The 19,392-nt window shown below is 46.4% G+C and carries 17 protein-coding genes and 1 tRNA gene; 4 read left to right on the top strand and 14 right to left on the bottom strand.

Annotated elements, in window-relative coordinates:
• The first annotated feature begins 1,165 nt into the window (after window positions 1–1,165).
• The gene (locus HGP28_RS04155; RefSeq protein WP_168835193.1) at window positions 1,166–3,214 is read left to right on the top strand and encodes a PhoX family protein; all 2,049 of its coding nucleotides are present in this window, start codon (window positions 1,166–1,168) and stop codon (window positions 3,212–3,214) included.
• Between the two features lie 379 nt (window positions 3,215–3,593).
• On the opposite strand, the gene HGP28_RS04160 is transcribed toward HGP28_RS04155, so the two are convergent.
• Window positions 3,594–4,193, bottom strand: coding sequence for a DUF2913 family protein (locus HGP28_RS04160; RefSeq protein ID WP_168835317.1), 600 nt, complete (start codon window positions 4,191–4,193; stop codon window positions 3,594–3,596).
• 41 nt (window positions 4,194–4,234) lie between these two features.
• A tRNA-Leu gene (locus tag HGP28_RS04165) sits at window positions 4,235–4,318 on the bottom strand.
• Window positions 4,319–4,630: 312 nt separating this feature from the next.
• On the opposite strand from HGP28_RS04165, the gene HGP28_RS04170 reads away from it, so the two are divergent.
• The gene (locus tag HGP28_RS04170; protein ID WP_168835194.1) at window positions 4,631–4,990 is read left to right on the top strand and encodes an acyl-CoA synthetase; all 360 of its coding nucleotides are present in this window, start codon (window positions 4,631–4,633) and stop codon (window positions 4,988–4,990) included.
• Between the two features lie 46 nt (window positions 4,991–5,036).
• On the opposite strand, the gene HGP28_RS04175 is transcribed toward HGP28_RS04170, so the two are convergent.
• The 8 genes from HGP28_RS04175 to HGP28_RS04210 all read right to left on the bottom strand — a co-directional run bounded on the left by HGP28_RS04175 (window position 5,037) and on the right by HGP28_RS04210 (window position 13,686).
• Complete coding sequence (locus HGP28_RS04175) at window positions 5,037–6,452, bottom strand: aspartate kinase (RefSeq protein WP_168835195.1); 1,416 nt, start codon at window positions 6,450–6,452, stop codon at window positions 5,037–5,039.
• A 158-nt stretch (window positions 6,453–6,610) separates the two neighbouring features.
• Window positions 6,611–6,997, bottom strand: coding sequence for an ectoine synthase (locus tag HGP28_RS04180; protein WP_168835196.1), 387 nt, complete (start codon window positions 6,995–6,997; stop codon window positions 6,611–6,613).
• A gap of 11 nt (window positions 6,998–7,008) precedes the next feature.
• On the bottom strand, window positions 7,009–8,274 hold the full coding sequence (gene ectB / locus HGP28_RS04185; protein ID WP_168835197.1) for a diaminobutyrate--2-oxoglutarate transaminase: 1,266 nt from the start codon (window positions 8,272–8,274) through the stop codon (window positions 7,009–7,011).
• Window positions 8,275–8,395: 121 nt separating this feature from the next.
• Window positions 8,396–8,959 (bottom strand): diaminobutyrate acetyltransferase, encoded by a 564-nt coding sequence (ectA, locus tag HGP28_RS04190; RefSeq protein WP_168835198.1) that lies wholly within the window; start codon window positions 8,957–8,959, stop codon window positions 8,396–8,398.
• 332 nt (window positions 8,960–9,291) lie between these two features.
• Complete coding sequence (locus HGP28_RS19395) at window positions 9,292–11,094, bottom strand: diguanylate cyclase (RefSeq protein ID WP_168835199.1); 1,803 nt, start codon at window positions 11,092–11,094, stop codon at window positions 9,292–9,294.
• Between the two features lie 33 nt (window positions 11,095–11,127).
• Window positions 11,128–11,262, bottom strand: a complete 135-nt coding sequence (locus tag HGP28_RS04200; protein WP_168835200.1) for a DUF2474 domain-containing protein — start codon at window positions 11,260–11,262, stop codon at window positions 11,128–11,130.
• Window positions 11,263–11,288: 26 nt separating this feature from the next.
• Window positions 11,289–12,287 carry a cytochrome d ubiquinol oxidase subunit II gene (gene cydB / locus HGP28_RS04205; RefSeq protein WP_168835201.1) on the bottom strand — a complete coding sequence of 333 codons (999 nt, stop codon included), beginning with the start codon at window positions 12,285–12,287 and terminating at the stop codon, window positions 11,289–11,291.
• A 10-nt stretch (window positions 12,288–12,297) separates the two neighbouring features.
• Window positions 12,298–13,686 carry a cytochrome ubiquinol oxidase subunit I gene (locus tag HGP28_RS04210; RefSeq protein ID WP_168835202.1) on the bottom strand — a complete coding sequence of 463 codons (1,389 nt, stop codon included), beginning with the start codon at window positions 13,684–13,686 and terminating at the stop codon, window positions 12,298–12,300.
• A 247-nt stretch (window positions 13,687–13,933) separates the two neighbouring features.
• Here HGP28_RS04210 and HGP28_RS04215 point away from each other — a divergent pair, with 247 nt between their 5' ends.
• Both HGP28_RS04215 and HGP28_RS04220 read left to right on the top strand, forming a co-directional pair.
• On the top strand, window positions 13,934–15,175 hold the full coding sequence (locus HGP28_RS04215) for an NADH:ubiquinone reductase (Na(+)-transporting) subunit B (protein WP_168835203.1): 1,242 nt from the start codon (window positions 13,934–13,936) through the stop codon (window positions 15,173–15,175).
• The gene (locus HGP28_RS04220; protein WP_168835204.1) at window positions 15,176–15,334 is read left to right on the top strand and encodes a DUF2256 domain-containing protein; all 159 of its coding nucleotides are present in this window, start codon (window positions 15,176–15,178) and stop codon (window positions 15,332–15,334) included. It abuts the gene before it with no gap.
• On the opposite strand, the gene HGP28_RS04225 is transcribed toward HGP28_RS04220, so the two are convergent.
• The 4 genes from HGP28_RS04225 to HGP28_RS04240 form a co-directional block, all read right to left on the bottom strand.
• A complete protein-coding gene (locus tag HGP28_RS04225) occupies window positions 15,303–16,109 on the bottom strand; it encodes an SDR family NAD(P)-dependent oxidoreductase (protein WP_168835205.1) in 807 nt (268 codons plus the stop codon). The genes HGP28_RS04220 and HGP28_RS04225 overlap by 32 nt on opposite strands.
• Before the next feature lie 7 nt (window positions 16,110–16,116).
• Window positions 16,117–16,671: an HdeD family acid-resistance protein gene (locus HGP28_RS04230; protein WP_168835206.1), complete on the bottom strand. Its 555-nt coding sequence runs from the start codon at window positions 16,669–16,671 to the stop codon at window positions 16,117–16,119.
• A gap of 162 nt (window positions 16,672–16,833) precedes the next feature.
• Window positions 16,834–17,652 (bottom strand): response regulator, encoded by an 819-nt coding sequence (locus HGP28_RS04235; RefSeq protein ID WP_168835207.1) that lies wholly within the window; start codon window positions 17,650–17,652, stop codon window positions 16,834–16,836.
• A 161-nt stretch (window positions 17,653–17,813) separates the two neighbouring features.
• Window positions 17,814–19,181, bottom strand: coding sequence for a YjiH family protein (locus tag HGP28_RS04240; protein WP_168835208.1), 1,368 nt, complete (start codon window positions 19,179–19,181; stop codon window positions 17,814–17,816).
• Window positions 19,182–19,392 lie beyond the last annotated feature (211 nt).

Below are 19,392 nucleotides of genomic sequence, written 5' to 3' on the forward strand. Positions count from 1 at the left end.
GCTTGAATGTTGTGACATTCCGCTCGCTTTGACGATTTGGGAGTGTGGTTGAGCAACCACATCGTTCAGAGGTGCGCACCTTAGGTTTTTTCCGGCGCGGAAGAAAACGAATTTCATTAATCGTTTCGATTAGAAATTTCATTTGCCAGATGGGGTTCTGGAAACCATGTCACAATCTGCCAAGGGTTATTTATAAATCGATGGCCGTCGACAGGCCCAATTCATCAAAATGTGGCGTAAATTAATTTGTTTAAATTGTGCGCAACGCCGCTTATAGCCAAAGTATTTGAAGCTGCAGAGCACTGGCAACTGAATGCCCCCTTTGATGTTTAAGCACAAAATGTGATGGTTTGAATTTGCATTTACTGAAATAGCAAGCTAAATATTATGTAACTTTGTTTATATTGTTGGACAGCGATAAAATCCAAAATGACACTGAATCGACATTGAAATGTCATGAAGGATCTCTAACTTGAACTCAGAACAAAATTGCGTAGAACATCAGAATTTGAGTGTAAAAGCGCAAAATTTGTCATTGAGCTGTGAAATGAGTCACGGATTGTATGGAATGAACTGGTTATGTTAACCACGAAAGTAATCCTTGCAACCAATAAGCTTATTACAAAGCAACACTTACAATGAAGGGACATTGCTATGAAGAAAATGAGAAAAGCACAATTGCATCGCATTCGAATTCAGTATTGGAAAGATGCGAGCAAAACCAGCATTAAGAAATAATCTTTTTATTATTAACAATGGGTTGGATGGATATGTCTAAATGCCATCGCCACACTCGAATTATGGCAAACAAGTCAAAAAGCTAATTCACCTTTCACTGCATCTCCATACGTTCCTTACCCTGGCTTAACCTCTGATTTGATGGGTTTGCTTAGGGGGGAACGATAATAAAATTATCCTCAGCTTGATTAAATTCTCACGCGCTCTAACAAAACTCATACCCTAATTTTTAGCGCTGCGCCGATAGCGTATCACCTCTCGGGATTGACATATTCAGTATTTTTCGCGGCCAATTCCGTTTGATCTTTGGGAGATGTGCTTTGAGTTTTCGTCTAAGCAGCCATTAAACCTTAACTTTAATGGAACATTTCTGTCACGTTTGTTTTGCACTATGTCAGCGCTCAACAACAATATAGGATAGAAAACAATGAGTAAGGAAACATTTGATCCCACACGTTACAATCAAAGTGGCAATACCCCTTTTGAACAAGTTCTAGAAGCGTCATTATCGCGTCGTTCGATTTTGAAAGGAGGTGTGGGCATTGGCGCGTTAACTGCGTTTGGTAGTTTCGGCTTGGCAGGCTGTAATAGCTCTTCTTCAGTAACGGGAGAAGCGGCGCAAAGTACGGCGCGAGCCTCCCTCAATTTTAAGTCGATTGCCGGCTCTCTCACCGATGCGGTCGTTGTGCCACCAGGTTATCAAGCGCAAGTACTTGTGCCTTGGGGCTCACCATTAAACGCTGCGGCTGACGCGTGGAAAGAGGATGGTACAAATAGCGCTGACGATCAGCTCAATGCGCTCGGTATGCACCACGACGGACTGCATTTTTTTCCGCTCAATGGCAGCAGTGATGATGGATTATTGTGCATTAATCATGAGTATATTGACGTTAACGCGCTCCATGCGAATGGTCCAACGGTCAATAATGGCATGCGCACCATCGTTGATGAAGTCCGTAAAGAAATCAATGCGCATGGCGTGAGTGTGGTGCGAATTCAATTAACCGGTAACCGTTGGCAGATGGTTGAGAGCGACCCACTCAATCGTCGTTATACCGGAGCGAGCGTTATGGACGTCTCGGGTCCGTTAGCCTATAGCCATCACCTTGTGACGGCCTTTTCCGACGATGGTAGTCAAGCTCGTGGTACGCTTAATAATTGTGGTAATGGTTATACCCCTTGGGGGACTTACCTGACCTGTGAAGAGAATTGGCCGGGTTATTTTGTTAACACTGGCACACAAACTACAGAGCAGCAGCGCATTGGTCTTGATGACGAAAAGACGCGCTATTTATGGGAAACTCTCGCAGGCCATCAAGAAGAACGCTTGGATGAGTTTTCGCGCTTTAATGTCACGCCTCGCGGTGCAACCGCGCGTGATGACTATCGTAATGAAGCGAATGGTCATGGCTACATCGTTGAAATTGATCCCTATACTGCCAATTCTCGCGCTAAAAAACGCACCGCTCTAGGACGTTTTCGCCATGAAGGGTGCACCTTTGGTAAACTCACTGTAGGTCAGCCTGTGGTCTTCTATTCAGGTCATGATTCTCGCTTTGAGTATTTGTATAAGTTTGTTTCTGAGCAAAATTGGCAGGCTGAAGACGCTGATACCGTCAATCGTTTGGCGATGGGTGATAAGTACATGGACAGCGGCACGTTATACGTCGCGCTGTTTAATGACGACAGCAGTGGCGCTTGGTTGCCATTAACACTTGAAAGTCCAACTCGCACCGATGGCGCGCTTGATGGTGGCACATTGGCAGACCACTTTAGTTCATTGGACGACATAATCTTGAACACAGCAGGTGCTGCAGATTTAGTCGGCGCAACGCCAATGGACCGACCTGAGTGGTGTAGTGTCGACCCATTTACGGGGAGCGTTTATTTAACCCTAACCAATAATACCAAACGTACCGACTCAACGAATCCTGCCAATCCTCGACTGAATAACAAATTTGGTCACGTTATCCGCTGGGATGAAGGAGCGAGTGCCGAGGTCTTTACGTGGGATATTTTTGTTTTTGGTAGTCCCGCTAATGGTGATGCTGAGACCAATCGTTCTGGATTGACCGAATGGAACCAATTTGCAAGCCCCGATGGTTTAGCGTTCGATCCGCGTGGGATTTTATGGATTCAGACCGACAATGGCGCGGACGAAGTGGAAGAGTATACCAATGACCAAATGTTGGCAGTGGTGCCCTCATCACTGCGCGATGCAGACGGCAAGGCTCAAACGATAAATGCAGAGAATCAAGCCGAATTGCGCCGCTTTTTTGTTGGTCCAAATGGTTGTGAAGTCACAGGGTTTACGATAAGCCCAGACTACAAATCATTGTTTATCAATATCCAACATCCAAGCAATTGGCCTTACAATGAAGATGCGACGCAAGCGACGCCAGAAGGCGAGTCTGTTAGGCCTCGCGCTGCGACGGTCGTGATTCGCCGTGAAGATGGTGGTGAAATCGGCGTTTAATGCTGCTTTACAATCACGTTAATTTGTCTGAATAAGCGAATGGCGATACCTATACCCAAGTAACCTCAAGATGCATGGTTCAGCGAGAATGACTTGGTTTGTCAGTGAGGCGAGGGTTTGAAGATTGAGTGGCTCTCAATCGAAAATCGTCAACAAAGCTGATGAGCCAAGACAGCTGGCCCTTTGGGAGCCAATCACTGAACCGCTTTTTGTTGTAACGAAAGTGCGTTAAACAACTTGAAAATAGGCTCGCTATTTCGCTGCGTTGTTTGCCTTGCTCTCAGCTCAGTGAGCTGGCTCTGAATCCAGCATCTTGAAGTCACTTGGGTATAATGTGGTTCGCCATTGTTTCATTTGAGTTTTCAGCAAAATAATAGGGTTAGGCGAGCTCAAGCTGAATGCGAACAAACTGATCATCTTGATACATCACTTGATAGCTGAACGTTTGATTCGCGTAAATGGCCCCAAGAAATAGCGCGCGTTGGCTAAGAGGACCACGAAATAACATCGAGATGGGTTCAATTAAAGCGTTATGACCGTCAAAGTGTTGATTGAGATCCGCGCTGAGCACAGACAACAGACAGCCGTTGGCATCGTGTGAGAGATCAACGTTATGCGCATCAGATAATAAAACCGTTAGACCTAATTTTTTCTCAATTTCATTGATTAATAATAAATAGCTATCAAGGTGAGGCTGTTTATTTTCAGGGCGAGTTATAGCGCACTGCTCTAACAATGAAAAGAGCGACGCTTGATGCGATTTGCTTTGCTGAATAAGGGCTTTGAGTGGTTTTTTAATCGTGCGGTAACGAACGTTTTTTAACTTTGGCTTGAGCCACTTATTAAGAAGTTCATTACTTTGTTGGGCTGACAGCGTTTTGTTGGCTGTTAAAAGACGTCGAAATTCATGATGCAATAGCGCGTGCACCGCAAGCTCGCTCAGAAGTTGATTGGCATCTGTCTGCTTGAAATTTTGCATCACATTGGACGTATTCGTTGGGAAGTTTTTTGACATAAGAATGGTGCCGAGAGAGGGACTCGAACCCTCACACCAAAGGCACTAGCACCTCATGCTAGCGTGTCTACCAATTTCACCATCTCGGCATCGATATCACACAAAGTGTGTCGAAAGTGGTCTTTGTGACCGGGTTTGATTCTACATGCAATAAATCCTAAAAAGCGAGAGAAATTTTTGAAAACATAAGGAATTTAAGTGCGTTTGATTAAAACTCAACCTTATTGTCGATTTTGACAACAAGAAAGGGGCGCTAATTGCAAGTGGGATAGCAAGATGTTTGAGTTGTAGCACGACGTTTTATTCGAAATGGTCTGGGTGTAATCGTTACTATTAATATTTGTTGTTATATCTCACCGCTCATGTCGGTATATTGGATAAAAAAACAACAAGAGTCGCCCATGAATTTATTAGTGCCTATACACAAGCGAGTTCGTCAACAAGGGTTTGAAATGGCCACCCGACAAGCCTGGAAATGTGGGGTAAAAGCCAATGTGGTGAATCGCGTTGTCGGAGTTGTGAAAGGACGAATCGTCTGTGTTATCGAGGGAGTTCGTGCCGAAATTTCAACTCCGCTGAATAACGCGCTGCACGATGAAGGGTCCAGCGGGCGTTACGTTTTTATTGGTGGGCAGTGCTACGAACCAAATCACGTCATTGATCCCGGTTTTTCAGATCTAATGTTTCTCTATATTAAGCCCAAGCTGCAGCGTCATCGCTATATGACAGATGACGAGCTGGCAGCGATTCTCGTCATCTGATTTACGCGCGTGTTACTCAGTTTTCTACACTTTCACAGTATTGGGCTCAGGCGGCGCTTTCGAGTGACTTTTCTGACACAAAAAATGTTTGATGGAGCGCGCAAATTGCATCGTGGTAAGCACTGTCGGGCACAACGAACTGAACGTTAACATTTCTCATCGATGAATGAACGGCGATAGGCGTAATGCCATTATTCATCAAGGCTAAAATGCCCTGTGCCAGAGCGGTATTGGTATCGATCTGTGCGCCAATAGCCGAAATGAGCGCAACCATAGTGCCTGTAATAGTGGCATTGGGAAAACGCTTTTCCGTTTGGTATCTCAAATCATTTAACCGCTCTTGTGAGCCACTGAGGTAATAGGTCACGGAGTTGGCATTCATCTCCTTGCCGACGAGATTGACCTTAGAAGCAAAGATAAATTCCATAACTTCATAGCTCACATTGTCTACTTTACCCACCATGTTTTGATCAAACAGATGCAGCGCAAAAACTTTGTCGCGACCAGCAATGATTTCAATTTTGTTGTTATTGGGGTCATAACTTGGAGAAATCAAAGTACCTGGATGTTCGGGCTCAAAGGTATTTTTGATCTGTAGCGGGATTGCATGTTTGCGCAAACCGGACGCGGCATTTGGATGAATGGCTTCCATTCCTAAATTCGCCAGTTGATCGGCGACATCAAAGTTAGTCTGTCCAATAGGCAAGACTCGGTCTGTACCGACAACGCGAGGGTCGGCAGAGCTTAGGTGGTATTCCTTATGAATGATGGCCAGATCAGCCTGAGTAAGGCAAGCGATTCGACTAAAAGTCATTTCACTGTAACCACGATCATAAGTTTTCATTAGCCCCTCTTCACAGTAGGCATAACCGGTGACTATCGGGAGCGAGGAGGCCACATCAATGGACTTAAACGCGCTGGTGATCACGTCGTCTAATGTCCCTTGCAGTGAATTGTCCCAACTGGAAAGATCAACCAGTATCGCATTGATACCCTGAGCTTTCAGCTTGAGAACGGTATTGTTCGCGCTATGAGCCTCACCAATAGCTGAGAGGAACTCACGAATCTGTGGTAGGTAGTGGCGTAATGAAAACTGGCCGTGCTGGCAAGTTTCAAGCAGGTTTTCGATGCAATCTGTCGCGCGGCTAATGCGCTCACGAATGAATTTGTCAGCGCGCCCTCGAAGTAGTGGATCGGCGAACATATTTTCATTTATAAGCAACATGCGCTGTTCGAGAGCGCTAAATGCACTGCGCCACTGCTCGTCTCGTTTTGAAATATAGCGGTAGACGCCCGGAGCGCCGGTGCGTTTGCACTCCAGTAGCGCATCGGTAATACCACCATAGGCAGAGACAACAAAAACACGGTGATAGGGGTTTTGCGGACGAAGTAGAATATTATCGAGCACGGCATCGAAGGCGCTCATAGAAGTACCGCCGATTTTCTCTACGGTATAAGTCATGTTAAATCCTTTGGACAGAATAGAATGGCGTGCTTGGCGTTGCTTAAGTGCAACAACAAACCAATACAAACCTCATCACACGGTGTCTTTGCGGTCAAAGGTTTGAAGGGTTTGCGACTGCCAAGTCACTTGGCTATTTATTGCGCAGCAAAATGCGTTTAATCGAGGAGTGGATAAACGCCATTTTCGTCATGCACTTCTTGGCCAGTGATCGGTGGGTTAAACACACACGCCATCACCATATCGGCGTCTTTATATGCGCGAAGATAGTGCTCGTCGTGCTTATCTAAAATGTACAAAGTTCCGGGCTTAATTGGATACGTTTTACCACCCACGACCTCGATTTCGCCTTCGCCTGACATGCAGTAAACCGACTCGAGGTGATTTTGATAATGAATGTGAGTTTCGGTATTTTGATAGATGGTCGTAATGTGGAAAGAAAATCCCATCTGATCATCTTTAAGTAGCATGCGCACGCTTTCCCAAGTGCTAGAGACGACGCGACGCTCGCTGTTTTGGCATTCTTCTAATGTTCTTACAATCATGATTGGCGATCCTATGAGGCAATTTGAGTAATTTGAGGGGCAATAGTTTTTATCGCTTGTTCGAATTTAGCCAACCCTTGATCAAGCTCTGATTCAGTGATGGTGAGCGGCGCAAAAAACTTCACGACTTCATCATCAGGACCTGCCATTTCAATAATAAGGTTGTGTTTAAAACTCGCTTTACCTAATAGACTTGCAATTTCGCCACTGTGACATTCAATGCCTTGCATCAGACCTTTGCCTTTTACCTTAACAAATAGTTCAGGCAGAGTTTCGCACCAATGAGCCAAGCGAAGGTTCAGTTGAGCGGCGCGCGCTTTTACATGATCTTCAAATGTTGAATCAGCCCAATAGGTTTCAATTGCTTTGGTTGCCGTAATAAAAGCGTGGTTGTTACCACGAAATGTGCCGTTATGCTCGCCAGGTTTCCAGGTGTCTAGTTCAGGCTTTAACAGCACAATGGCCATGGGTAGGCCGTAGCCGCCAATCGATTTAGATAGTGTAATAATATCGGGCGTAATACCTGCGTCTTCAAAACTGAAGAAGCTGCCAGTTCTGCCACAACCCGCCTGAATATCATCAACAATCATCAAAATGTTGTGTTCATGGCATAACGCACTGAGTTTTTGCAACCATGGAGTTGAGGCCACATTCAAGCCGCCTTCGCCTTGAACCACTTCCAGTAAGACAGCTGCAGGTTTATCGAGACCGCTTGAGTTGTCATTTAGCATGGTTTCAAACAAGGTGAGCCCATCGATACCAGCGTAACCATCATAAGGCAATCGCGTTCCGCCAAACAGCGGCACGCCAGACGCACCACGGTGATGCTGGTTGCCCGTGGCCATAAGAGCCCCCAGACTGCAGCCATGAAAACCATTGGTGAAGGTCACAATATTGTGGCGGCCAGTTACTTTGCGTGCGAGTTTCAACGCAGCTTCAACAGCATTAGTGCCCGTTGGGCCAGTGAATTGTACTTTGTAATCAAGCTGTCGTGGCTCAAGGATATGACGACGAAAAGCGGTGAGAAACGCCCCTTTAGCTTGAGAGTGCATATCAAGGCTGTGGGTGATCCCATCTTGGCTAATGTAGTCGATGAGTGCTTGTTTAAAGTTGGGGTTATTGTGTCCGTAGTTGAGCGCACCAGCGCCAGCAAGAAAATCAAGGTACTGCTCGCCGGTGTCTGTGGTTAACCAACAACCGCTGGCGGTCGTGAACTCAACCGGAAAACTGTTGCAATACGATCGTACATTTGACTCTTGCTGTTTATAAATATCCATATGGGGACCGTTATTCATCCTTATTGATGGAGAGTGTGTTTATTCCCAAGGCACCTCTTAAAGTTTGGCATTAGGCCAATATTCTGAGGTTTAAGTAAATTTCTTGTCAGAGAATCTCTGTTCAAGGATTTACCTTGCTTGGTACAAGTGGAATTCGATAAAGATACTCGGTGTCATGCTTGCCGTTGAAATGCGTCGCTTCACACAAGAAAGTACTGACTTGGCCATGCTTTCCGTGTTGAGCATCTAGCTTTTCAAACAATCGCCATGACCCTCGATTCGTTTTAGTAATAGTGGTTTCTAATGCGGCGATGTCTTGCAAGCCATCGCGCTGAAGTAGCTCTTGCAGCATGTGAAATGCCAATCCTTTACCACGATGACGTGGGGATACGGCAACTTGCCAAACAAACAGTTCTTGTGGCGCATCCGGTTTTCGATAAGCGGAAATAAATCCAGCAATCGCACCGTTACATTCGGCGACCACACAAGTTTGGTTGAAGTGAGAAGTTTGAAGAAAGTTGCAATAAGCAGAGTTAATGTCCAACGGTGGACAATCTGCGATCAGTTGATTGACGTCATCTCCGTCATGAATGTGAGGCTGGCGGAAAATCCATTCATCCTGCTGTTTTTGAAGTACGTCTGCATAAGCAACCCAAGGGTAAGCAGTACTCATTGTTGGCCACATAATCCTTTAGATGTCTAACTATTTAGTTCGCGGTAATAATACATCATTGGCTCATTTTTGCAAGTTGGCTCTGGTTTTTGCCATATTTATAGTACTTGTTACGCTATTGGAAACGTTTTTAGATGAGCGGTTTAGTTAGAGTTGTAACTAAATATTCATGATGAAAAGACGTAGGCTCGATACTTCTCTCGTGAGCGCAGCGTAAGCCCGGGTATTAGCGCGGTAAGTAAACGTGAGGGAATACAAGATAGCTCGCTCATTGGGAGCCAATCACGGAACTGACGGCTCTGAAGCCTGCAACTTGAAGTTACTTGGGTATAGCGATGGGTATACTACGACGAAGGTTGATCGGTTGTGGCGATAACCTGATTGCGTCCCGCACGCTTGGCTTGATAAAGACACTGATCGGCTCGCGAAAGGACTTTATGAAAATCGCCCGAGCGCCACTCAGTCACACCAATACTGACGGTAACAGGAAAGGGCGCTGGCGAGGTCAATACCGTATGAAGATGTTGTTCGGTTTTCTCGCGAATGCGTTCAGCCAGTTTAACGGCTTGTTCAAGATGGGTTTGCGGTAACACCAACGTGAATTCTTCTCCGCCGATGCGGCCAAAAATGTCGTGAGTGCGAATTTCGGCTTTGACCAACTCACAAAAATATTGCAATACCGCATCCCCAGCGGCATGACCAAACTGGTCGTTAATTTGCTTGAAGTGGTCAAGATCCATCATGCACACGCTGGCATTGGCTCTGATCGTGCTTGTGGCATCTTCCAGTAAAGCGCGACGGTTTAAAATCCCCGTGAGTGGGTCATGGTGCGCCTGTTCGGTCAGTGATTGCTGTTTAGATTGAATCGTGATGGCCATTTTCTCAAACGCAAGAGAAAGTTCACCAATTTCATCATTGCGTTTTAAAGGCTTAATTGTGACATCACCGCCAGATGCCAACAGCTGCGCTTGGTGAGTCAGATAGCTAATGGGCGACACTATGGTATAGGCAAGGTAACCACTTAGGATCACAAACATCAATAACGAGAGCAGAATGTAAAAGGCCATTTCATCAAATAATACGTTATGGTCTTGTTCCATTTCTCGATAAGGAATATATATCAAAAGGTTGAGGCCAAATTGCCGTGCCTGTAATGCAGATGGTGTCGTCAGTACCCGTGAGTGGTTCGATTGCAAAGTCACATTAATCGGTGAGTTCACGATAATACCCAAATCGTCAATCGCTTCCCGTGCTAGGGGCGAATGACTAAGTGGTTGGCGGCGTAATGTTGAAAGAGAAATGTAGCTTAGCGGAAACATCGGTGCGTTGCTGGCATTATGGACGACGGAGATATCGGCATGAGCAAGCTGGTGTTGTTCAAGTATCTTACGGATAGATTCGAGTTTTTTCTCTAATGTTTGGTTGTTAATAATAACGCTATAAAAGCCAATTAACTGGCCTTGGCAGTTTGTCAAAGGTCGAGAAAGATAAAAGGTGCCTCCGGTAAACGGCAGTGCAAGTGCTTCCACTTGTTTTGCAGGTAAATAAGCAATCAGTGCTTTTGATTGCGTGTTGACTTGGGCAAGGTGACGTAATTGTAAATTAAGTGAGCGAGCGAGTGGCGTATCGGTTTGACCTTGCGCGCTTAGCGTGCCTAGCGTTTGTTTGACTTGGCTCCGCATGCTTTGGCGGTATGCCTGCTGCGCTTGCTGTTGCTCGTGCACCTGAACCAATTGCTGCAAGAGATCAAAGGGGTAAAAAGGCGTTTTCAGCTTCAGTGATGTCGAGTTAAACTGACTCGGCTGGTTCACCGATTTTTCGTAGATAATATTGCCTTGAGGATCCGTTGCCAAAACCATTGCAAACCGATCAAAGGAGAAAGGTTGCCCGCCGATAATGGCTTCAATCGAAAGAGAATCGTCATGGCAGCCACTAATTTGGGAGTCATACTGGTCAAATTCAGCTAAACCCGCTTCAAGTGTTTGGCTGATCTCTTTGCTGCCTTGAACGGCGGCAAATTGCACCGTCTGCTTGATGTGATCAATATTGAGTGTCTGGCGCGCTTGATAATAACCGTAACCCAGAAACAATATGATCGCCGCCAGTGGCAACAAAATAATGAACACTTTTCGATGTAACTTACCCACAAATTCCTCGATCGGCAGTCTCGAGCTCTACCATCAGTAGACGCCTATGCGCATAATGAGGCGCAGAAGATAGGCGATAATGGCGAGCGTGGCAACACTGGCGCTCCAAATGATGAGAAGCCAGAGCCAGCGTTGCCAGCGGTGAGTGGTTAAATTTGATTTCTCCATCCAAAATTATCCTCACTTTTCATCGGTTAATGGTATCCATCACCATGCTTGAGTTTGCCGCGAAACACCCAGTAAGAGTAACCGGTGTAGAGTAGAATCAGGGGTAAGAGAATGACTGTTCCAACGAGTAAAAAGGTCAAACTTTCGTCTGGCCCAGCGGCTTCTTTATACGTTACGGCAAAGGGAACGAGATAAGGAAAGGTGCTTACGCCAAACCCGGCAGCAGAAACCACAAACAAACCGATTGCGCACAGATACGCTTTGATTGGTCGGTGCTGAAGCAGTGACGAGAATAACAACCAAATAAACCCAATGGCCGCCAAAGGCACTACGAAAAAGAACAGGGCATTGGGCATGTGGAACCAGCGAGCAAAAACAGTGTCGTTAGCAAGAGGTAGCCAAAGACTGGTCACGATAATGGCGATGACTAAGACGATGCCCCAACGCTTGGCAATGGTGTAGTAATCCGAGATGAGATCGTTGGGTAACTTGATAATGAGCCAACACGCGCCAAGCAAAATGTAGGCGCTGATCAAAGCAAAACCGGTAAAAAGACTGAAGGGACTAAGCCAATCGAACCATTCACCTGCGTAGGCGCGGTCAGTGACGGTTAACCCTTGAATTAAGGCACCAAGCATAATCCCTTGCATTACAGTGGCTAAAAGCGAGCCAAGGAAAAACGCGCTATCCCAAAGAAATCGTCCCCGTTTGGTGCGAAACCGATATTCAAATGAAACGCCACGTAAAATGAGACCGAGTAGCATCACAATAACAGGAGCGTAAAACGCCGGCATAATGATCGAATAAGCAAGAGGAAAAACGGCAAACAGCCCGCCCCCACCTAAAACAAGCCAGGTTTCATTGCCATCCCATACCGGCGCGATACTGTTCATCATTAAATCGCGTTCCGCTTCTGAATTTGCCCGCAAGAACAGTAAGCCTATCCCAAGATCAAAGCCGTCTAATATGACGTAAATGAGCACGGCCAGTGCGATCAATGCGTACCAAATTAATGCATAATCCATGTTGAACTCCTTACTTGCCGTGTTGATTTAATGAGGTCGGGTCACTTTGTTGACCGTCGGGAGTACGGTTGTCGATGCCTTGTTCGTAACGAGTGGGTGATTTGTGCATCAGGCGTAGCAGATAAAAAATCCCCGCACCAAAAACAACGAAATAGACTACAACAAAGGCTGTTAATGAGACGCTCACGGCGGCGGCATCAATTGGCGAGGCGGAATTGGCTGTCGTCAGCAAGCCATAAACCGTATATGGCTGACGCCCCACTTCTGTGGTGATCCAGCCGGCAATGACGGCAACAAATCCCGCCGGCGCAAACGCAACACAAACGCGGTGAAACCATGTCGGTTGATACAAACGCTTTTTGCGCCGCAGATACAAACTAAACAGACCAAGCGTCAGCATCACCAAGCCAATACCGACCATAACGCGAAATGCCCAAAACACCAGTGTTACTGGCGGTCTTGCATCGGGTGGAAAGGCATCCAACCCTTTGACTTCCCCATCCCACGAGTGGGTTAAAATGAGACTGCTTAGGTGAGGAATAGACACCTCGTAGTCAACGGTTTGGGTTTGCTCGTTGGGAATACCAAACAGAATAAATGGCGCGCCTTTATGGGATTGGAAATGCCCTTCCATAGCGGCCACTTTTGCCGGTTGGTGTTCCAGTGTGTTAAGGCCATGCAGATCACCTGCAATGATCTGAATCGGTGTTACGATAACGGCCATCCACATTGCCATTGAAAACATGATCCGGGCCAATGGATTACCGGGCGCTTTCAATAGGTGATAGGCGCCAACGCCCCCCACCACAAACGCGGTAGTGAGAAAAGCCGCGAGCGTCATGTGGACCAAACGATAAGGAAAAGAGGGGTTGAACACCACAGCGAACCAATCAACCGGAATGAATTGGCCTGCCTCGTTATAGTCAAAGCCAGCCGGCGTTTGCATCCAACTGTTTACCGAGAGTATCCAAAATGCCGACATCAAGGTGCCGACAGCAACAATGCAGGTTGATGCGAAGTGTAATTTTTCGCCCACGCGGCCCATACCAAATAGCATCACGCCAAGAAATCCCGCCTCAAGGAAAAAGGCTGTGAGCACTTCATAACCCATTAAAGGTCCTAAAATTGGGCCAGTTTTGTCGGCAAATACGCTCCAGTTGGTGCCAAATTGGTAGCTAAGAACAATGCCACTGACCACACCCATACCAAAGCTGACCGCAAATATTTTGAGCCAGTACTTGTACAGCTGAAGATATTGCTCATTGCGCGTTTTGAGATAAAGCCCTTCAAGAACGGCAAGAAAGCTGGCCAGTCCAATCGTAAAAGCAGGAAAAATGATATGAAAGGAAACGGTAAATGCGAATTGGAAACGGGCCAGATCAAGCGCAAAACTGTCCATAATTTACCCTTAGCTAATGTATAAAAACAATCCGCGTCACCTGTGAGCGAGCGGCTGCAACAATCAATAAAGGTTACGTGGTGAAAGGGTAATTCGCTCAGTAAGAAAATGAGATTGCCATGCTTTTATTCAATTTGACCTGTTTTGGCCTTGGTCCCGTAGTAGGGAGAGATGATTCGGTAAGTGATGTTCGTCTTGCTTGAAGCTGCAGCGCTAAGTAGGACGGGTATATTGGTAGGAGGCAAATATGGGAGTAAAGCGAACCCTCGCTAAATATGCACCACTGTTTGAGCCTGGTGGGCGTTACCAGCGTTACTACCCTTTGTATGAAGCGTTCGCCACGCTGATTTATACACCTGGACATGTGAATCGAGGTATCACCCATGTTCGCGATAGTATCGACCTAAAGCGGATTATGATTATGGTTTGGCTTGCGGTATTTCCGGCGATGTTCTGGGGTATGTATAACGTGGGTCTGCAAGCCGTTACCGCGCTCTCTGCCGCGTATGACCCTAATGCGTTGGCCGCGATTATTGATGACAACTGGCGCTTATCTTTGGTTTTTTCCTCGCCCCAAGCACTCATGGAGTCTGGCTGGCTTAGTCAAATGGCGCTCGGCGCCAGTTATTTTCTGCCGATTTATGCCACGGTATTTATTGTCGGTGGTTTCTGGGAGGTGCTCTTTGCAATTGTGCGCAAACATGAGGTGAACGAAGGATTTTTTGTCAGCTCAATTTTGTTTGCGTTGATTTTGCCACCCACTATCCCGCTGTGGCAGGCCGCGCTTGGGATCACTTTTGGTATTGTTGTGGCGAAAGAGATTTTTGGTGGCACGGGCCGTAACTTTCTCAACCCTGCATTAGCAGGGCGCGCGTTCTTATATTTTGCTTATCCAGCCAATATGTCCGGTGGTCTTGTTTGGGTCGCCGCTGATGGTTACACCGCGGCAACGCCGCTTAGTCAATGGTATCAAAATGGGCAATCGGGTTTAGTTGATGTTGCTACTGGCGCGCCACTGAGTTGGTTGAATGCGTTTATGGGCTATCTTCCCGGTTCAATCGGCGAAGTATCGACGCTGGCGATTTTGATCCCAGGTCTTTTGCTTATCGCAATGCGGATTGCATCGTGGCGTATTGTTGTTGGCGTGCTACTTGGTGTGATTGTGACTTCGTCGCTCTTAAATTGGATTGGCTCAAATACTAACCCAATGTTTTCGATGCCGTTTTATTGGCACTTCGCTTTGGGTGGTTTGGCGTTTGGTGCCTTTTTCATGGCGACCGATCCTGTTTCTGCGGCGTTTACTGATAACGGGAAATGGGCTTATGGACTGCTGATTGGCTTTATGACCGTGGCAATTCGAGTGCTCAATCCGGCTTACCCTGAAGGCATTATGCTCGCAATCTTATTTGCTAACCTGTTTGCGCCTTTGTTTGACAATCTGGTGAAGGAAGCGAACATACGTCGCCGGAAAATTAGGGCTAGGCACTAAATGCTCAGTAATCTGCCCAGTAAAGTGTGCCCAGTCTGCCAACGTCCCTTTAATTGGCGCAAAAAATGGCAAAAACAGTGGGAGGAAGTTCGTTATTGCTCAAAGCGCTGTCGTGGGCTGTGCCATACTACCAAGGCAGGACTTCACCAGAGTAACTGAGAAACAACCCAGTTTGCTCAGGTGTTAAATTGAGTAATGTGTTGATCAACTGATGAGCGCTGGTATCGGTGGTTTGCAACTGTCCGGGGGCGAGGTGATTCTGAAACGGACGCGAAAGGCGAGAATCTGTGGTTCCAGGGTGGTAGGCGATAATCGCCGCCTTTGGCAAAGTGCGCTGCCATTCAATTGATAAGGTTTTTATGGCCATATTTAACGCTGCTTTAGAGCAGCGGTAGCTATACCAGCCGCCACGTCGATTATCTTGGATGCTGCCCACTTTGGCTGAAAGCGCAAGATAACGTGGCTGGTGGCTACGGCGTAAATGTGGTTCAAATGCTTTGGCTACCAGCAAATGGGAAGCGGCATTAATCGCCATACTCTGCATAAACCACGAATAGGAAAGCGCTTGAAGTCGCTTTTCTGGCGCTCTGTGACGGCTTTTTTGTGATTGCTCGGTTTTGTGCTCAAGGCCATCATGTGGCTGAAGCACACCTGCGGCGTTGATGATCCAATCCACTGTGTCCAGCCGGCTTGCGAGCCCTTCAATATCTGATTCAGACTCTAAGTCAAGTGGGTACCAGTAGGGGTCGTTTGGGTTGGTTTTTTCCTCAAGAGCAACCGTTTGAACGGCTTTTTCCTGATGAGAGTTTTTGGTATCAATCGGGCTGCTGTGACAGTAAGTTGCGTGAACCGCTGTCACACCTTTATGGGTAAGCAGCGCTTTAACAACTGCGCTGCCGATGCCGCCCGTTCCACCAATGACAAGAACGTGCATAGTGACCTCAAACGCTTGCTGCGCGTCTTAGCTGAAAGCCCATAAACACAAACGAAATACCTTCCATTAGCAAAGATACCCCGATAAAAATGCCGAGTAGAGACGTTGAAATCTCGGGGTTTCCAAGTAACGAAAAGAAATAAACGCCAAGGATGATGGATAGAATGCCACTGAAAACGATCCAGCTTGCCCCGTCAATTTTTCGATTGGCAATGCCGAAAATGACTCGCGTGACACCATTAAAAATCATAATGACCACCATCAGCATCGTTAGGGTAATCAGACCTGAAAGGGGTTCAAACAGAATAAACAACCCGCCTAATATGTAAATGATGGCGCTAAATACATACCAGAGTTTGACACTCCACTGATGAATGCGAAATGTATGATAGCCTTGAACGAGGCCGCTAAATAAAAAGAGTGCGCCGACTAAAGTGGTAACCGCCATTCCCGCGAACACAGGGAGTGTGATGGCCCCCAGCCCCGCAAGACTGACTAGCGCTCCGACAATCACAAACCATTTCCAGCCACGAGAGGCAAGCGTTTCAATTGGTGATTCCATATCTCCATCCGTTTTGAGTGACTTTTCAGTCAGTATAGTGCGCGGTTGTATAGGTATTGGTTTCGTGAGGGATAGGATGCGTATCGTGGCAAAAATAAGACATTCAATCAGGCTGTTAATGAGTGCTGTATTACTTTTGTTTGGATCTAAGGTGCCGGTTGATTAGGTGGGTTTAGTATCACTGAGTAAATCGAGCTCTGTTCCTAAAACATCAAGTTGATGTTCGATACTCGCCAGTTGCGCTTTCACATACTGAGTGTCATCGCTGTTAGCTTCAATTTGTTTAAAACGTCCGCTAAGTTGAAATGCACCAATTGAAAGTGCGGCGCTGTTCAATGCATGGGCTTTTTGCTGTACGCACGTTGGATTCATCGTGATTACTGCGTGTTTTATCTCATCAATATCTTGCTTCGCGCTATGGTGAAACAGCGTTACCACCGTTTCGATGAGATCTTCATCATGGCTTTCGAGCGTTTCCATGAGACGAGAAATGTCGATGCCGTAATAGCGATCTGAGCTGGAACTAACAGAGGGTATATGAATAGTATCGAGATCCCGTTGGTGTGATGCCAATGGACAAGGAACCAAAAGAGATCGTAACGATGCCGCAGTAAAAGGAATATTCACGCAATGATCCATACCCACGTCAAGGCAGTTAAAATGGGCTTCCGCCAGAGAGCTCGGTGTTGTGGCAATAATCCGTGTTGGGATTAAGTTAAAATACTGTTCTGTTTCCCGTATGGTATCGGTTAACTCAAATGGGTCAAGATTGGGTAATTGGCAGGCGGTGATTAGGGTTGTGTAGTGACCTGTCTGCCATTTATCCCACACCTGTTGGCCACACGTAAGCATCTCATAAGCGTATCCCAATGAAGAGAGCTGATAGGCCAATAAGAACTGATTTGTTGGCTGTGGTTGAGCACAGAGGATCACTGGTGTGTCATGGGAAGAGAATTGACGAGAGCAAGGTGGAATCGTCATAGTGTTCAGCTCCATTTGGCAGGAAGTTGCAAGCCTTTGTGCGACGCTCAAAGGCTTGTTTCTAACCATAGAACACTATGTGATAAGTTTCACTTTCATGACGGTACCACCCTAAAAACCATACCCAAAATAAGGCATCATGGGTATGGCGGAGTGGTCAATTAGAAAATGAGGTGCGCCATTCCCGCAATAACCGGCAGCGTAATTAAGGTGCGAAGTAAGAAAATAACGCACAGTTCAAATAGATTCACCGGAATTTTACTGCCAATGAGTAGAGCGCCAATCTCTGACATATAAATCAATTGGGTGACCGAAAGCGCGGCAATGATAAAGCGCGTCATTTCACTATCAATCGATGCAGCAAGAATCGCTGGAATGAACATGTCGGCAAAGCCTACTACGATGGTTTTTGATGCTGCCACCGCTTCTGGAACACCAAGTAGTTCAAGCAAGGGAATAAAAGGGGTGCCTAACCATTCAAAAATAGGCGTGTATTCAGCTAATACCAGAGCCATGGTGCCTAAACCCATTACGACAGGCAACACACCAAATACCATATCGCTTGCAGCGCGAACGCCTTCTTGGATAACGGCTTTTGCTGAAGTAACTTCTTGAGCACGCTTTACGGCTAACGTCATGCCCCAAGACCAAGTAGTGTGGCCATCGGGCAGAGCATCATCGGCTTTATTTGGCTTAGTGCCATCAATAAAACAATCTTTTTTGCGGCTAAGAGGCGGTAAACGTGGAATGATAACGGCAGCAACCAGACCCGCTAAACAAATGGTGGCATAAAAAGGCAAGAACAGGTGCTCTAATTGCACTTGCGCAATAACCACTAAGCTAAACGTGATTGAGACGGCTGAAAATGTGGTGCCAACAACTGCCGCTTCACGTTGTGTATAAAATTTGCTTTCGTATTGCTTGCTGGTCAACAAAATGCCGACACTACCGTCGCCAAGCCAAGAGGCCATGCAGTCAATCGCGCTACGTCCGGGCAGATTAAAAACGGGGCGCATGATTTTACTTAGCAATGCGCCAAACAGCTCAAGCAGACCAAAGTTAAGCAATAGGGGTAGCAGCAAACCGGCAAAAATAAAGACTGAAAATAACGTTGGCAATAAGCCTTGAAGTACCATGCCGCCTGTGTTTTCTTGCCAGATGGCTTCTGGGCCGACTTGAAAGTAACTCATCACTACGGCAATGCCACCGATCACGCGAACAGCAAGCCATAAAGGGGATGGAAGAAACAGCCCTGTGAGGAAGGGATTTTGGGTAATAATGCGAGGTTTAGCAAACGCAAAAATAACCGACAATACTGCCATTGCAGCAACAATGATCGTCACCAACTCAACCAGCACATTTCCCAATGCAGCCTGCAAAGACTTGGCTAGAATAGCCACTGGAATCGTAATTGCCCCATCAAAACTGACAGGTGCCATAAATAGGAATAAGCCCACCAAAGAGGGGATCAGGAAGCGCCAAAAGGCAAGCCGATGGGTCGCAGGTTGAGTCAGAGCATTGCTGGACATATTTATTCACCAAATATCCGTATTTAATCACTGGGCGCAAGAGTAACTGCAACTTAGCTCAATGGCAATACTATTCATTAAATTTGGCTAAATATTCAGTTTTATTCGCGGTTATTTTACCAATTGGTGGTAAATGTTGCTTTTTGGTTTGTTTTTGTTGTGGTTTGTGAATTCTAGCGGGTGTGGTTGCAAACGAGGTTTTCTATGAAGT

The organism is Vibrio agarilyticus (genome assembly GCF_012641465.1).
In the GTDB taxonomy this organism is placed as follows: Bacteria; Pseudomonadota; Gammaproteobacteria; order Enterobacterales; family Vibrionaceae; genus Vibrio; species Vibrio agarilyticus.

Coding starts and splice junctions, on each gene's coding strand:
- HGP28_RS04155 (WP_168835193.1), top strand. CDS start 1,166: ATGAGTAAGGAAACATTTGATCCCACACGTTACAATCAAAGTGGCAAT.
- HGP28_RS04160 (WP_168835317.1), bottom strand. CDS start 4,193: ATGCAAAATTTCAAGCAGACAGATGCCAATCAACTTCTGAGCGAGCTT.
- HGP28_RS04170 (WP_168835194.1), top strand. CDS start 4,631: ATGAATTTATTAGTGCCTATACACAAGCGAGTTCGTCAACAAGGGTTT.
- HGP28_RS04175 (WP_168835195.1), bottom strand. CDS start 6,452: ATGACTTATACCGTAGAGAAAATCGGCGGTACTTCTATGAGCGCCTTC.
- HGP28_RS04180 (WP_168835196.1), bottom strand. CDS start 6,997: ATGATTGTAAGAACATTAGAAGAATGCCAAAACAGCGAGCGTCGCGTC.
- ectB (WP_168835197.1), bottom strand. CDS start 8,274: ATGGATATTTATAAACAGCAAGAGTCAAATGTACGATCGTATTGCAAC.
- ectA (WP_168835198.1), bottom strand. CDS start 8,959: ATGTGGCCAACAATGAGTACTGCTTACCCTTGGGTTGCTTATGCAGAC.
- HGP28_RS04200 (WP_168835200.1), bottom strand. CDS start 11,262: ATGGAGAAATCAAATTTAACCACTCACCGCTGGCAACGCTGGCTCTGG.
- cydB (WP_168835201.1), bottom strand. CDS start 12,287: ATGGATTATGCATTAATTTGGTACGCATTGATCGCACTGGCCGTGCTC.
- HGP28_RS04210 (WP_168835202.1), bottom strand. CDS start 13,686: ATGGACAGTTTTGCGCTTGATCTGGCCCGTTTCCAATTCGCATTTACC.
- HGP28_RS04215 (WP_168835203.1), top strand. CDS start 13,934: ATGGGAGTAAAGCGAACCCTCGCTAAATATGCACCACTGTTTGAGCCT.
- HGP28_RS04220 (WP_168835204.1), top strand. CDS start 15,176: ATGCTCAGTAATCTGCCCAGTAAAGTGTGCCCAGTCTGCCAACGTCCC.
- HGP28_RS04225 (WP_168835205.1), bottom strand. CDS start 16,109: ATGCACGTTCTTGTCATTGGTGGAACGGGCGGCATCGGCAGCGCAGTT.
- HGP28_RS04230 (WP_168835206.1), bottom strand. CDS start 16,671: ATGGAATCACCAATTGAAACGCTTGCCTCTCGTGGCTGGAAATGGTTT.
- HGP28_RS04235 (WP_168835207.1), bottom strand. CDS start 17,652: ATGACGATTCCACCTTGCTCTCGTCAATTCTCTTCCCATGACACACCA.
- HGP28_RS04240 (WP_168835208.1), bottom strand. CDS start 19,181: ATGTCCAGCAATGCTCTGACTCAACCTGCGACCCATCGGCTTGCCTTT.